The sequence below is a fragment of the Bacillus sp. T2.9-1 genome, assembly GCF_950097965.1.
Taxonomy (GTDB): Bacteria; Bacillota; Bacilli; order Bacillales; family Cytobacillaceae; genus Niallia; species Niallia hominis.
This window is the reverse complement of the sequence record NZ_CATNHG010000090.1, coordinates 1-13594: the sequence shown is the minus strand read 5'-3', so window position 1 is coordinate 13594 and position 13594 is coordinate 1. Positions and strand designations below refer to the sequence as shown.

General features: G+C 33.5%; 16 protein-coding genes and 1 pseudogene. 9 read left to right on the top strand and 8 right to left on the bottom strand.

What is annotated here, in order from left to right:
• The first annotated feature begins 271 nt into the window (after positions 1-271).
• The 4 genes from QQZ16_RS11535 to QQZ16_RS11520 all read left to right on the top strand — a co-directional run bounded on the left by QQZ16_RS11535 (position 272) and on the right by QQZ16_RS11520 (position 3362).
• On the top strand, positions 272-1885 hold the full coding sequence (locus tag QQZ16_RS11535; protein ID WP_235252608.1) for a putative polysaccharide biosynthesis protein: 1614 nt from the start codon (positions 272-274) through the stop codon (positions 1883-1885).
• Positions 1886-2020: 135 nt separating this feature from the next.
• The gene (arr, locus tag QQZ16_RS11530; protein ID WP_031539797.1) at positions 2021-2437 is read left to right on the top strand and encodes an NAD(+)--rifampin ADP-ribosyltransferase; all 417 of its coding nucleotides are present in this window, start codon (positions 2021-2023) and stop codon (positions 2435-2437) included.
• 208 nt (positions 2438-2645) lie between these two features.
• Complete coding sequence (locus QQZ16_RS11525) at positions 2646-2906, top strand: ArsR/SmtB family transcription factor (protein ID WP_031539799.1); 261 nt, start codon at positions 2646-2648, stop codon at positions 2904-2906.
• 72 nt (positions 2907-2978) lie between these two features.
• A complete protein-coding gene (locus tag QQZ16_RS11520; protein WP_031539800.1) occupies positions 2979-3362 on the top strand; it encodes a VOC family protein in 384 nt (127 codons plus the stop codon).
• 86 nt (positions 3363-3448) lie between these two features.
• Here QQZ16_RS11520 and QQZ16_RS11515 read toward each other — a convergent pair whose 3' ends face one another.
• From QQZ16_RS11515 to QQZ16_RS11500, 4 genes and pseudogenes are all read right to left on the bottom strand, one after another.
• On the bottom strand, positions 3449-4447 hold the full coding sequence (locus QQZ16_RS11515) for an NADP-dependent oxidoreductase (RefSeq protein ID WP_031539801.1): 999 nt from the start codon (positions 4445-4447) through the stop codon (positions 3449-3451).
• Positions 4448-4480: 33 nt separating this feature from the next.
• Positions 4481-4808: pseudogene (locus QQZ16_RS11510) on the bottom strand (ArsR/SmtB family transcription factor).
• Between the two features lie 225 nt (positions 4809-5033).
• Positions 5034-5378: a DUF6176 family protein gene (locus QQZ16_RS11505; protein WP_031539803.1), complete on the bottom strand. Its 345-nt coding sequence runs from the start codon at positions 5376-5378 to the stop codon at positions 5034-5036.
• Positions 5379-5493: 115 nt separating this feature from the next.
• Positions 5494-5961 carry an NUDIX hydrolase gene (locus QQZ16_RS11500; RefSeq protein WP_031539804.1) on the bottom strand — a complete coding sequence of 156 codons (468 nt, stop codon included), beginning with the start codon at positions 5959-5961 and terminating at the stop codon, positions 5494-5496.
• Between the two features lie 105 nt (positions 5962-6066).
• On the opposite strand from QQZ16_RS11500, the gene QQZ16_RS11495 reads away from it, so the two are divergent.
• The gene (locus QQZ16_RS11495) at positions 6067-6921 is read left to right on the top strand and encodes a sugar nucleotide-binding protein (RefSeq protein WP_031539805.1); all 855 of its coding nucleotides are present in this window, start codon (positions 6067-6069) and stop codon (positions 6919-6921) included.
• 235 nt (positions 6922-7156) lie between these two features.
• Here the strand turns inward: QQZ16_RS11495 and QQZ16_RS11490 are convergent, their stop codons facing one another.
• Complete coding sequence (locus QQZ16_RS11490; protein WP_031539807.1) at positions 7157-7384, bottom strand: hypothetical protein; 228 nt, start codon at positions 7382-7384, stop codon at positions 7157-7159.
• A gap of 515 nt (positions 7385-7899) precedes the next feature.
• Here QQZ16_RS11490 and QQZ16_RS11485 point away from each other — a divergent pair.
• Positions 7900-8175, top strand: a complete 276-nt coding sequence (locus tag QQZ16_RS11485) for a DUF3888 domain-containing protein (protein WP_155986784.1) — start codon at positions 7900-7902, stop codon at positions 8173-8175.
• Between the two features lie 64 nt (positions 8176-8239).
• On the opposite strand, the gene QQZ16_RS11480 is transcribed toward QQZ16_RS11485, so the two are convergent.
• Both QQZ16_RS11480 and QQZ16_RS11475 read right to left on the bottom strand, forming a co-directional pair.
• A complete protein-coding gene (locus tag QQZ16_RS11480; protein ID WP_031539812.1) occupies positions 8240-8815 on the bottom strand; it encodes a DUF6241 domain-containing protein in 576 nt (191 codons plus the stop codon).
• 137 nt (positions 8816-8952) lie between these two features.
• Complete coding sequence (locus QQZ16_RS11475) at positions 8953-10383, bottom strand: DHA2 family efflux MFS transporter permease subunit (RefSeq protein WP_031539813.1); 1431 nt, start codon at positions 10381-10383, stop codon at positions 8953-8955.
• Positions 10384-10551: 168 nt separating this feature from the next.
• On the opposite strand from QQZ16_RS11475, the gene QQZ16_RS11470 reads away from it, so the two are divergent.
• From QQZ16_RS11470 to QQZ16_RS11460, 3 genes are all read left to right on the top strand, one after another.
• On the top strand, positions 10552-11094 hold the full coding sequence (locus tag QQZ16_RS11470; protein WP_031539814.1) for a TetR/AcrR family transcriptional regulator: 543 nt from the start codon (positions 10552-10554) through the stop codon (positions 11092-11094).
• 137 nt (positions 11095-11231) lie between these two features.
• Positions 11232-11477 (top strand): hypothetical protein, encoded by a 246-nt coding sequence (locus QQZ16_RS11465; RefSeq protein WP_031539816.1) that lies wholly within the window; start codon positions 11232-11234, stop codon positions 11475-11477.
• Complete coding sequence (locus QQZ16_RS11460) at positions 11477-11857, top strand: retropepsin-like aspartic protease (RefSeq protein WP_031539818.1); 381 nt, start codon at positions 11477-11479, stop codon at positions 11855-11857. Before QQZ16_RS11465 ends, QQZ16_RS11460 begins: the two co-directional genes overlap by 1 nt.
• Before the next feature lie 310 nt (positions 11858-12167).
• On the opposite strand, the gene QQZ16_RS11455 is transcribed toward QQZ16_RS11460, so the two are convergent.
• Positions 12168-13496 (bottom strand): IS3 family transposase, encoded by a 1329-nt coding sequence (locus QQZ16_RS11455; RefSeq protein ID WP_284561362.1) that lies wholly within the window; start codon positions 13494-13496, stop codon positions 12168-12170.
• Between the last annotated feature and the right edge of the window lie 98 nt (positions 13497-13594).

Genomic DNA, 13594 nt, shown 5'->3' with positions numbered 1-13594 from the left:
TCTTACCAAAATCTAGAAACTTTTAGAGTAAGCTATCACCTTTTCTAGCCCGTGTAACAATTCCTGCGATCTCTATATAGGTAAACAATAACGAACCACTTATCCTAATAGATTTACGGATGTCTAGTTCCTTTTTACCAGCACTTGGATTATAATGCTGATTATAGCAATTAGTTTGTAATATATTATTTTACTATTTTCAATTAAGGTATATTGTGTGTAACAAGGAAAAGAATCACATATGTTCGTGATCATTAATTGAGGTGTTTCTGTGGAAAACAAATTTATTAGAGGAACTTTCTTTTTAACAGCTGCAAGTCTTATCTCCAAAGTTTTGGGATTCATTTATATTATTCCCTTTATGGCTCTAGTTGGTGAACAAGGATATGCATTATATAGATATGCATATGGCCCATATACAATCCTGTTAAGCTTATCAACAGTTGGCCTTCCCCTTGCCGTTTCTAAATTCGTTTCAAAATATAATGAGTTAGGCAACTATAAAATCGGATTAACTCTATTAAAATACGGTATGTACTTAATGGTTCTTACTGGTTTTATCTCCTTTATGGCATTATATTTTTCAGCTCCTATTTTATCAGAAATAGTGGTAAGAAATGATGATTCAGGAGGAAATTCCGTTGAAGATACCGAGTATGTCATTCGGCTCGTTAGCTTTGCTTTGTTAATTATTCCTGCTATGAGTATTTTCAGGGGATATTTTCAAGGGAGCAAATCGATGGGACCTTCAGCATTAAGTACCGTAATGGAACAGGTAGTCAGAATTGTTGTAATCTTAGTAGGTGCCTATTCTGTAATTCACATTTTTAACAGTTCTATTCGAAATGCTGTAGGAATTGCAACCATTGCTGCATTTATAGGAGGTATAGCAGGCTTTATCGTGTTAGTAATTGTGTTCATAAAGAGGAGAGAATTAATTAAAAAAGAAAGAGATAGTAGCCAAAATAACAAGGAAATACCTATTAATTCTATGTTTAAGGAATTGATTGGATATGCAATTCCTTTCGTCATTACCGGTCTTGCTATTCCTATATATCAGAACATTGACATTTATACGATTAACACTTTGTTTCATTCTATAGGCTACACGAATAATGAAGCAGAGCTAATTAATGCCGTAATCGGGTTAGCTCAAGTGCTTGTTTTGGTGCCTGTCTCGTTAGCAACAGCGTTTAGTATGTCTTTAATTCCTGGGATTACCTCTGCTTTTATTGGCGGTAAAATGGAAGAAGTTCAACATAAAATTTCGCAAACCCTTCAAGCGATCATGTTCTTTACTCTTCCAGCTGCAATGGGTTTATGCATTCTTGGAAAACCAGTTTATACAATGGTTTTTGGATTAAATAAAAATCCTGAACTAGGAGGAGTTATTTTACAATGGTATTCCCTTGCTGCCATATTCTTTGCCTTATTTACCGTAACAGCAGCCATTTTACAAGGTATTAATGAACAAAAGAAATTAATTATAGGAATCTTAATTGGGATCATTGTAAAAATAGCCTTAAACTTAGTACTAGTCCCATATATAAAGGAACTCGGCCCTATTCTAGCTACCTATTTTGGGTTTTTCATTTCTATTCTTTCTAACATTTACGTTATTAAAAAGGCACTACAGTATAAGTTCTTGCCATTATTTAAGCAATTACAGGAAGTTTTCTTGTTAGTATTCATCATGTCTCTTTCTGTTTGGGGTGTAAAATGGTTAACAGAGTTATGGTTAACAGAAAATTTAGGGATATATTCCCACGCTTTAATTACTTCAATCATTTCTATTATAATAGGAGTTTTCGTTTATTTAGGAATCGGGTTGAGACTTCCTTTTGTAAAGAAAATACTAGAAAGATATAAAAAATCCGCTAGTTAGTAAATATTAAATCAAAGATAATTTGTCCATATTATAAATAGGTAAGCTGCGTTCAAAGAGCATAAAATAGCATAAAGTCTTAACAAAATACTGTTATTGTTATGCAGAAATCTAAAATACAAGGAGTGTATCAGTTTGAACAACAAAACAAATGTGCTAGATAACGGCCCTTTTTTTCATGGTACGAAAGCAGAACTGAAAATTGGAGATTTATTAGAACCTCAACACTTATCAAATTACCAAGATAAAAAATCGAACTATATATATTTTACTGCAACATTAACTGCTGCTAAATGGGGTGCTGAATTAGCCAGATCTAATTCCAAGGAACGAATATATATTGTTGAACCATTAGGTGATTTTGAAAATGATCCTAACGTAACCGACAAGAGATTTCCTGGAAACCCAACACGTTCTTATCGATCTAAATCTCCTTTGAAAATAATAGCTGAATTAGGGTCATGGGAAAGACACTCTGACGAAGAAATAAATCATATGCTTACATCTTTAAAAGAGTTAAGTGAACAAGGCAAAAATGTAATTTACGATTAATTCAAGTAAGCTAGAAGGTAATATTTTTGCACATTGTTTGAAAGCATCGAACTTTCTAAAAATCCCCCCTTTGTTTATGATGCTTAATCTTTTTTCTTTAGTTTAATAAAATATGGTTGATTTTCGCTAATTAAATAAATATCTTTATTTCGCTACCATTTAGTTACCCTTCTTTACAAGCAACTATTTAGTTGCTTATAATCAATTTATGTGGAACAAATATATTAAAGCACTTGCCGATTCGAATCGGCAACTGATACTAGACGAACGTAATGAGATGACATTATATGAAATTACGGCTCGTCTCATCATGAAGCATAATCTTACCATTTCACGACTAGGGATAGCGAAACATGTTTCCATATTAGAAGATGCTGGACTTGTACAATTAAAACGTAAGGGAAAATATCGAGTACTCCTCTTCAACAATGAACCACTTAGCGATTTGTTGAAAGGATGGATTAAGTAATTTTAGAAACTACTCTAGTGCGAAAAGATAGGAATTACAACCAACCTTCCAATATTAAAGGAGCCAAAAAGGATGAAAATCATTGTTACTAGTTTATTCGTAGAAGATCAAGACAAAGCATTAAAGTTTTATTCTGAAACACTAGGTTTTGTAAAGAAGCACGACGTACCTAGTGGAAAATTCCGATGGATTACCGTTGTTTCTTACGAAGATCAAGGCGGTACTGAGCTTGTTCTCGAACCGAATGATAATCCAATCGCTAACGATTACCAAAAGAAATTATTTGAACAAGGAATCCCAGCGACTATGTTTGGGGTCGATGATGTTCATAAAGAATACAAACGATTATTGGATAAGGGCGTTCATTTTACAATGGAGCCGACAAAAATGGGTGATATCACAATCGCTGTATTTGATGATACTTGTGGTAATCTTATTCAAATCATACAACAGTAACGTTTATATCAGTAAAGGACCTTCTAATAGAGGTCCTTTACTTTATCATTTTCTATTGATACAAGAATATCATTCCTATGCGGCTACTATCTAATTTTCACTATTATTTTCCCTTTTGCCCTTCCTGTCTCCGCATATTCCATCGCTTCTTGAGCATTTTCAAAGGGATAAACTCTATCAATGATAGGTTTGATTTTACCATCCTCTATATAATTTGCGATGGTACGTAATTGCTCACCACTTGGCTTCATAAACAAAAACGAATATTGAACATGATGTTTTTTTTCAAGTGCAGTAAATTTATGGCTGGCTGCTGAAAACAACAATGTTTTAAAAAATCCTGAACCATATTCTCTACCAAAACGAGCATTCGGTAATCCTGAAACGGAAACAATTTTCCCTCCGCTTTTTAACACGCCGAATGATTTTTCCAATATCTCGCCGCCAAGTGTATCAAATACGGCATCATAGTTTTTCAGTTTCTCTTCAAATTTTTCTGTCTTGTAATTTATAATCTCATCTGCACCAAGAGATTTCACTAAATTCGCACCAGCTTCACTTGCAGTCGTTGCAACAAAAGCCCCCATTATTTTTGCCAGTTGAATAGCAAAAGTACCTACACCTCCAGCCCCAGCTTGAATTAAAATCTTTTGTCCTTTTTGTAATTGCATAATGTTTGCAAGTGCTTGGTAGGTAGTTAGCCCAACAAGTGGGATTGATGCTGCTTCTTCAAAGCTCAAATTTTTAGGTTTTAAGGCGATATCATCTTCATGAATGGCGATATATTCAGCAAAAGTACCGATTTTACTTTTACGTGGACGTGCATATATTTCATCACCAACTTTAAAACGAGTCACTTTTGCGCCAACCTTTACAATTACTCCAGAAAAATCATTCCCTAAGATAAGCGGCATTTTATATTTCAGTAATAATTTCACTTTTCCATCACGTATCTTAAAATCAACAGGATTGATACTAGCTGCATGAATCTCTGCTAGCACCTCATACTCTCCAACTTCAGGTGTCGGCATTTCTGCCAGACGCATTGGAACTTTTCCGTACCTATCAATAACCATTGCTCTCATTTCCTATACCTCCAAATAATCTCTATGTTAAATTCAATAATACTTCTCCATGAATGTGTCAATATCTGACATAAGCGTTCTTAATAAACCTAATTCTGAACGTACATTAATATAATTTTGTCCCTTCTTTATGCATTAAAATAACACCTGCATCTCGTAAAACCTTAAGATGATGGGATACAGCAGGTCGAGAAAGATGTGTTTGCTCCGTGATTTCTCCGACGCGTAATCCAGTTTGACAATCAGTCCCCATTAGCACTAACAAGGTCGATTGCCTTGTTTCATCTCCAATTGCCAATAATACCTTTTGACAATTTATAAAATCCTCTTTGATTATATTAAGTTGGTCCTGTTTATTCATTTAGTATAAAACCTCCAATAATCAGTTTAATGGTTTAAGTTGATGAACCATATAACCTAATCCAACAATATGCTATTTTTATATTCCCTGCAATATTGAGAAAGCAAATCGAGACGAATGAAAATTTAGTCGGAAACGTTATTTCCATAACTAATACTTAAGAAAACCATTCAGCAGCTTATCTTTTTTTAGGATATAAATAAAGGACCTCCTAAAAGAGATCCTTTACTTCATACTATCTTTCACTTTTTGAGGTATCATAACAACTTCTGTCTTTAAATCAACTGGCTTAAACGTTTCGTCTATGCATTCGCTCCAAAACTCAATATGCTTTTTATCAATCCAGTGCTCCGATTGTTCTACTTCTTGCCCATCTTCATCTTGGACAGAATACCAGTAGAGATATTCTTCCCCGTTCAGCGTTTCTCTAAATATAGTCTCGACAAACATTTTTTCCACTTCTAATGTGAGAAGAACCTCTTTTTTATTGGCATTTAAAAAACTTAACCATTCATCTACTCTTTCCGATTTTCCTTTTTTCACTTTAAATCTTGTTAATTCAACGTTCATGTTTCTCCTCCTGTTTGTTACTTTTTATGTATGTGAACAAATTTCAGCTTAGAACGAACGATAAAACCACTGAACTCATAAAGCTAACACTTTTCTAGTATCATCTCTTTGCTTCCTATCTTAATAATGGCCAAAATACTTTCAAATAGCTTTTTAATAAGGTTATTTGAATAGGAGACACTGTTATTGATTGTTTTACTATTCGATTCTTATTCTTTAAAAAGTTTTTTATTTGTTTTCTTCTATTATGTACCATATGGAAAGGTAAATTTTGTGAACTAAACCATTCGACTTTTGCGGTTTCCGGTCCTTCTTCTATTGGTATCCCTCCTTTTAATTCTCCCATGAATAAGAATTGCATATCATCGAATTGTGGTTGAAAATATTCCCCGATTTTCCGTTTAATTTGAATATTGTATCCTGTTTCCTCTTCTGTTTCACGAATGGCACAGTCTTCTAAGGTCTCTCCCTTTTCCCATCTACCACCTGGTAAATCCCAAATTGGAAAATCCTTACGTTTTGTTAATAAGATTTGTCCTTTTTCATTCAGTACAATCGTAAAGCAACCTGTTGTTTTTGCCATTTTACATATCCTCTCAAACTTTCTCTTTTATATGCTAGTATGACTTTTTTATGATAAAATCATTTTAACAGATTTTTCTAAATATACGAAACAGGAGTATTCTTTATGAAAATAATCATATTAGGTTCCACTGGATTTTTCGGTTCATCCTTATTTAAACTAGCTGGGTTAAATCCTAATTATTACGTTTGCGGCACTTCTCGCTCCAATAATGCATGTACAAATATTTTACAACTAGATATAAGGAACAAACATCAGGTAACACAACTAGTCAATCATATTGATCCAGATGTAGTTATCTGGTCTTTAATGGATGGGGAAAAGGAAAATCATCTTATAGAAGTTGGTCTCAACCATTTATTATCTGCCATTTCAAAAGAAACTAAATTAATATATTTATCAACAGACGCCGTTTTTGTAGATGGTAAAGGTAACTATGCTGAAACAGATCAACCAGGATTTCTTCCTAGTGAAGCTCCTTTATCTACCTATGTAAATGCCAAACACTTTGGGGAAAAACTTATCTTAGCCAATCATGAAAACCATGTCATTATTCGTACTGGTCCCCTCTATGGGAAAGATGCCAATCACGAGATTGAAGCCAGAACAAAACGTATCATTCATGAGATAAATACGAATGGGTATGCGAATGCTGCTATCAACTCGTTCAAATCTTTTGTGCATATTGATGATTTAGCAAAAGCGATAATCGAAATGATAGAAATGGATTTAACAGGAATTATACACGTTGGTCCAAAGCAGAAGGAAAGCTATTATTCCTTTTATAGCAAAAGACTTTCGCAAATTGGAGTAGATACTACCAATCTTCTCCACTATAACATTAGCAAGTTAGAAAAACCTTATCATTCTTTTGATACATCTCTAAACACCCAAAAAGCTACTAGCCTACTGGCAACCTACTTTCGAAATGTGGATGAACTAGATACTAGAAATCACTAGGAATAGTTATGATTTAAATTATGAAAGAGTCATTTGGAAGGGATTTAGAGAATATATTTAGAAGGTTAGCGGCTCACTTTATAAGGTTATTTACTTTTAAGCTGATTCTTTGAGGGAATAATTTTAGCCAAATTATATTTATCGAATGTAATTAGGTAATTTTCCCCCTCGCTAAAGAAATTCAAATATTGATTATCGATTATATTCATAACAAATCTATCAATACTTTCAATCTTTATATCCTTTTTTTCATTCTATATGCCAACAGAAATGGAAATATCGGTAGTACTACCACTATTCTTAACCAATTTTCAGCTCCAAGAAAATAGAGAGATGGAACCAATATGGCTAATCCACTAATGAATAAAGCTTTCCATGATGCCAACCACAGACCATATAATAGTAATAAGGATGAGACACCTATTAATAACCAAAATAGTAGACCGAACCAGAAAAATTCCATAATTTAGTACTCCTTTAACCTTACTTTGTTTCAAGCAAAATTTGATTATCGACTAATAATTGTTTTTAGTAAATAGGAAAGAAATCGACTTCTCTTATTAGGTGTTTTATCATTCTAAATATAACAATATACTTTTTTACAATAAACACCAAATAATAGTATCAAAAATAATACTATAAAATTGTGGATAAGAAAGATTATACAAGGAGGTTTTACCTTGCCGGCAAATAAATTATCCTATATTTGTGTAGCTATTAATATTATTGCAATTTTAAGTTTCTACATTGTGTTAACTATCCATTTCATAGCTGATTTGTTTGAACCCTTCTTTTTACTATTGATAGTTATTTATCCAATGGTCTCCTTTATTGGGATACTTCTTGGTATAGGTGCTATAGTTCTAAAAGAGCCCTTTCTAAAATGTATTACTGCGATCATTTTAAACTTCTTGTGTCTTTTGATATTCTTTAAAGTTTCTCTAATTTAAATTAAATATCGAAAGCTCATTGGTAAGAGTGAACACATTAAGAAATATTCGTACAGAATCTGCTTTCTTAAGATTTCTCGGCCCAAGCATTCTGGAAATCATGGAGAGATATGGTGATAATCAGCTTTATATGGATGCAAAAATCGAAACCATTATCTTTAATGAACAAAAAGATACATACGAGGTGGCCTTACATGTCGGCTTTGAGGGAGCACATAATCCTCCTTATCATTTCATTCGAATGGTTCTTCGAATTCCTGGTGAAGAAAAGAAAACTGGTCATTATGATGTGATTTCCTATTAGAATCATCTGCCTGAGAGTAAAATCATCAAACAGGACGAAATTTTTTTTCCTTATAAAGACGAACTCATTCATTTCCCTCATCATCTGTTTGCGTTTTAAATGTTTTCTCGATAAATTCTTGCTCCTCTTCTTCACTCAATATTCCAGTTGCTTTCCCAATATTACCGTCTTGTAGACTCCAAAGGGCGTTATGATCCTCATCTGCTGTACGAAAATCTCCTTCTTTCCACTTTGACAAAATTTTTAATAAAGCATCTTTATTATGGTAAGTGCTATTTTTTACGATGTCATTAAGCATGTCTATTCGCTCTTCTGTCATTTCAACCGCTCCCCATTTTTGATCGGCTCTCACCTTTTGATGCGTCATCTCATGCATGGTAGAAATAACTCGATCCTCATGCCAATAGTCATAATCAATTTTGCTTATGTCAACTTCGCCTTCCACTTCTTTACTTTTACTTTTTTCGATACTTTGATCGATAGCCTCCCCCTCTACCGATACAAAAGAACCCTCGATCGAATCTGTAAAATAATGCTGATAATATATGTATGTACCAACACCGATTAATAAGAGAAATGAAATACTCCATATACAATATTTAAGCCAGCTTTTCTTTTTAAGTCTTTTTGATTCTTCCATTTTCCATCAACTATCCCCCTTTGAAAGAATTTTCAATTTTTTCCATTATATCAAAGAATCTCTTTATGTAAAACACGTATTTTCTTTTTCTTCAGGCTCTATGAGAAAAGCCAGTTCGCTTGGAACTGGCTAATAATTTATGCTTGTTGTTTTATTTTCGCTTTAGATGGTACAAAGAAAGTTAATATCAATGCCACTACAGCTAAAATGGTCATGAAATAATACGCATCACTTGAACCTAATATAGAAGCAAGCTTGCGGATTACTTCAGCTGTTGCATTTGGTGTTTCTTGCATTAGTGTCTCTGCATGGCTAGTTGATTGTGCGGTAAATACAGTTATAACTACTGCCGTTCCAATTGCACCTGCTATTTGACGTAATGTATTATTCACGGCCGTACCATGTGTTACCAGTTCCTTTGGTAAAGCATTCAAACTAGCCGTATTCAATGGCATTGTAATAAAGCTTAAACCAATTCGAAGAAAAATGGTTCGTATCATGAGAAAAACAAAGGTTGTTGTCTCTGTTAAATCGGTAACCACCCACATGGAAGGAATGATGAAGATCAAACCAATAATGAATAATGGTTTGGCTCCAAAACGATCATACATTTTTCCAGTAACAGGCGACATAAAAGCATTAATTACTGCACCTGGCAATAGTAGCAATCCTGCATTAAACGCCGTAAATCCTCGTCCATCTTGAAGATAGATTGGTAATAAAATCATATCTGCATACATCATCATCGTGACGATAATATTAATGATTGATGTTAGTGTAAATACTTTATTTTTAAATACATTTAAGTTGAGTAATGGATCAGAAGACTTCATTTGTCTTAGACAGAATAGGAAAGTAGTGATAATCCCTACTAGGATAGTAATAATAACGAGTTTGTCATCCCATCCTCTGCTCCCCGCATTACTAAATCCATATAAAATTAGCCCAAAACCAATGGTGGATAAAATAACACTTACAACATCTAGCTTAGCCTTTGCCGTTTCTGAAACATTGATCAAATATTTCATGGATAATAATAGAACGATTACGACAAGTGGTATTAGACCGATAAATAACCAGCGCCATGAATAGTATTCAATGACAAAACCGGCTAATGTTGGTGCAATGGCTGGAGCGAATATAATAGCGAGGCCAATTAGTCCCATCATACTGCCTCTTTTTTCTGGTGGAAAAATAAACATAACGACACTCATTAATAATGGCATAATAATTCCTGCACCAATAGCTTGTATCATACGTCCCGTAAGTAAGATAGAAAATGTAGGCGCTGCTGCGCATAAAATGGAGCCTATTAATAGAAATAACATGGCGCTGATAAATAATTGACATGTTGAAAAACGCTTCATTAAAAATGCGGTAATTGGGACCAATATCCCGTTAATTAACATAAATCCTGTTGATAGCCACTGTACAGTTGGAGCTGATACTGAAAATATATCCATTAAACTACTTAATGCAACGTTTAACAGTGTTTGATTTAGTGTTGATAAAAAACAACCTAATATAAGCACTGTTAATAAAACCTTTTTATTGATAGATTCTGGCATAAAGAATATCCTTTCTTCCCTTGTTTTTTTTACAATATGTCAATAAAATAAAGAATAACATTTATTTTATATAGTGCCCATTCACAATTTCTTAGATTCTGTTTACTATACAACACATTTATAAAAAGTATCAATAAAACAGAAAATAATAGATAAAGAGGACTAAAAATGACGATACAAAAAAAGGAAGATCCACGTGCTGCTCGCTCTAAACGAATGATTAAACAAGCCGTTATAGATATAGTAATTGAGAATCCCGATATTTCAAAACTCACTGTTCAACAAATCACTAAAAGAGCCGAGTTAAATCGAGCAACATTTTATTTGCATTTCCTCGATATTAACGATTTATTAAGGCAACTGGTTTACGATATTTTCGACAACCTGTTGTTGGAAACATCACCTATTTTACAATTAGATAAGAAAAATAACCGTGATCGTCTAATTTTATTTTTAGATTATTTTTATCAACATCGAAAATTATTTGCCGTCCTTTTTGAACATAGTGGTTTTAAGAAAAAATTACAGATGGTCTTAAAGGATTCGATTGTCATTCAACGTGTGAGAGAAGAGTCTCCCACAACAGAAACCACTTTATCATTAGATATCCTTGCCTCTTCCACTTTAGGAATCATCATGTGGTGGTTGAAAGATGGCGTTCATTTTAGTTCCGAGTATATAGCTGATCAAATGATTGAATTGTATCGATAGACATTTCAATCAAATAGGGAAGGCAGTAAAACATAACCTCCCCTACTTCTTTTTTTATCTATGTTTTTAAAAAACATAATTGAGTATTAATTTCGTAGTTTAATCGTTTATAATAAGATAAAAAGGAGGGATTTATTATGAAGTGGCAAGAAGTTAGAGAATTATTTCCTAATCAATTTGTATTACTATCAATCCTCGACTATCATGAGGAAAATGGAAAAAAAATAATCGATGAAGTAGCACCCATTCGCTCTATTTCAAGTGAAAACGCTAATAAAGAGTTCTTTAAAGTAAAACAAGGCAACATTGTTTACCATACATCGAACGAGAGATGTATTGTCCATATTCGTAAAGACCCGTTATTAAGAGCGAGACGAATTTAATGCAAATTTCATCTGATGGACAACTCCTAACAACATCTCTCATTATTACTTTTCGCGGAAGAATACTACAAGTGAATGATATTATTATTGATACAGGCTCATCTCACACAGTTATTAGCCCAGATATTTTAGAAGAGATAGGGGTAGTATATGAATATGGAGACAATATTTATGAAGCCTATGGGATAGGTGGCTCAGTGCCTTTTTATACTAAAATAATGGATGAAATTCAAATTGATACGTTTATAGTGAAGGACATTGAAGTGGATGTAGGAATTCTCCCTAAAGATCATAAAGGACTTCTAGGGTTAGATATTTTATTGACCTACAATTTTATAATAGATATGAACAAGTTAGAATTATCCCCCTCAAAGAAATAGAATGAAGTTTAATAGAAAAATCTACTCTTTCCACGTATATACAATTCTCATTCATCTCAAACTCATGTTAGAAATAGAACACATATGAGAAATAGTTGCTTTCATGCTTAATTGTTTATTCGATTTTCAGCTCATTACTATAATAGTTGTAATAATTTCAGAATCTTCATTGCCTATTTTTGAAAAACGGAGTTCATTTTATCTCTGAATATATTGCTTATAAGATGATTGAATTGTGTCGATAGATATAAAAGAGAAGGCTGTAGAAACTGAACTGGCACCCATGTCAAGGACACAATAAAAAAAGAGATTAAGCAACGAGAAGATGGTTCCTATATTGAATAGGGGTCATCTTTTTTAAATTCCATTGATATCGATAATTGTTATAGTAAACCATGTAATGATTTATTTTTGCCTTTAGTTCTTTTAAGGATTTACAAGATTGATAGTCCACATCATCTTTTAAATGACCAAAGAATGACTCTTGAGGCGCATTGTCCCAACAGTTTCCTTTTCTAGACATTGATTGGCCAAGACCATATTTTTTTAATAACCTTTGATATTTTGGGCTCGTATAATGACTTCCTTGATCTGAATGAATAAAGGCGTCTTTATGTAAAATAACTTTCTTGTTGTTCATCAATTTCTGGATTGTCTTCGTTGCTATATCTAAGGTAATACGGTCAGAAACATGATAAGCTAGGAGTTCGTTTGTGGAAGCATCTTTTACGGTCGACAAATAAGCCATACTATTTCCGTTATATGGCAAATAAGTGATATCCGTTAATAAAACTTTTCCTGGTATACCCTGCTTAAACTCTCTGTTTAGCTTGTTTGGTACGACTTGATGCTCCTTTGTAGCTTTAGCGATTTTTTTATAAGGATTTGCTTTCCTATGAGGACAGACTATTCCATATTTCTTCATGATTCTTTGGATCTTTTTACGACTAAATATAATGTTATATTCATTCTCCAAGATCATTTTTATGGACCGGGAGCCTTTCTTATATCCCCGTCGATTAAAGGCTTTTAGTATGACTTCTTTCGCTTCCAAGTCCAATTGTTCTCTCGCTTCTCGGAGAGTATATGCTTGAAGGAAGCTGTAGTATCCAGAACGAGAAACCTTTAAAAGATCGCAAAAATACTTGGTCATACGCTTAAATCCACCTTGTTTAATGGTCTCAGAAATTAATGGATATACTCTACTTGGTTCTAGGTTTTTTGTTTCGTTTAGCAGCCTCCTTTCTGTCACTTCTAGCTTTTTTAATAACTCTACCTGTCCCTCCAATAGCTTAATTCTAGCTTCTTGCCTTTCAATCACTTCAGACGGCGTAAGTTCTCGCTTTAATGGTCTACCAGAACCGGCCTTTCTTGAGTCTGTAAGTCCGATTAGCCCATCCTTTTCATAGGCTTTCTTCCACCTGTATGCGGATTGTTCCATTCGCTTCATTCCTATCACGTCCATATCAAAGCCGTTTTCCATGAAGATTTGTCGAGGAAGTTTTCCACCTAGATACTCATCCATAAATCTATTTTTAAATGAATCCGTATAGGTAATAGCTCGCTCACTGACACTTTGTACATTTGGATTCCTTTTAAGCATTTTTATCTCTTTCGTTGAAAATGTTATCTTACTCATGTTGTCTCCTAATCCCTTTTTAGTAATTTAAGTATATAAAAAAATACCTGTAGATAAAACACTCTTTTTCAAGTGTCCTAACTACAGGTACCATTTTA

Excerpts from the sequence above, each read along its gene's own strand:
- QQZ16_RS11525 (WP_031539799.1), top strand. The coding sequence starts at position 2,646 with ATGTGGAACAAATATATTAAAGCACTTGCCGATTCGAATCGGCAACTG.
- QQZ16_RS11520 (WP_031539800.1), top strand. The coding sequence starts at position 2,979 with ATGAAAATCATTGTTACTAGTTTATTCGTAGAAGATCAAGACAAAGCA.
- QQZ16_RS11515 (WP_031539801.1), bottom strand. The coding sequence starts at position 4,447 with ATGAGAGCAATGGTTATTGATAGGTACGGAAAAGTTCCAATGCGTCTG.
- QQZ16_RS11505 (WP_031539803.1), bottom strand. The coding sequence starts at position 5,378 with ATGAACGTTGAATTAACAAGATTTAAAGTGAAAAAAGGAAAATCGGAA.
- QQZ16_RS11500 (WP_031539804.1), bottom strand. The coding sequence starts at position 5,961 with ATGGCAAAAACAACAGGTTGCTTTACGATTGTACTGAATGAAAAAGGA.
- QQZ16_RS11495 (WP_031539805.1), top strand. The coding sequence starts at position 6,067 with ATGAAAATAATCATATTAGGTTCCACTGGATTTTTCGGTTCATCCTTA.
- QQZ16_RS11490 (WP_031539807.1), bottom strand. The coding sequence starts at position 7,384 with ATGGAATTTTTCTGGTTCGGTCTACTATTTTGGTTATTAATAGGTGTC.
- QQZ16_RS11480 (WP_031539812.1), bottom strand. The coding sequence starts at position 8,815 with ATGGAAGAATCAAAAAGACTTAAAAAGAAAAGCTGGCTTAAATATTGT.
- QQZ16_RS11475 (WP_031539813.1), bottom strand. The coding sequence starts at position 10,383 with ATGCCAGAATCTATCAATAAAAAGGTTTTATTAACAGTGCTTATATTA.
- QQZ16_RS11470 (WP_031539814.1), top strand. The coding sequence starts at position 10,552 with ATGACGATACAAAAAAAGGAAGATCCACGTGCTGCTCGCTCTAAACGA.
- QQZ16_RS11465 (WP_031539816.1), top strand. The coding sequence starts at position 11,232 with ATGAAGTGGCAAGAAGTTAGAGAATTATTTCCTAATCAATTTGTATTA.
- QQZ16_RS11460 (WP_031539818.1), top strand. The coding sequence starts at position 11,477 with ATGCAAATTTCATCTGATGGACAACTCCTAACAACATCTCTCATTATT.
- QQZ16_RS11455 (WP_284561362.1), bottom strand. The coding sequence starts at position 13,496 with ATGAGTAAGATAACATTTTCAACGAAAGAGATAAAAATGCTTAAAAGG.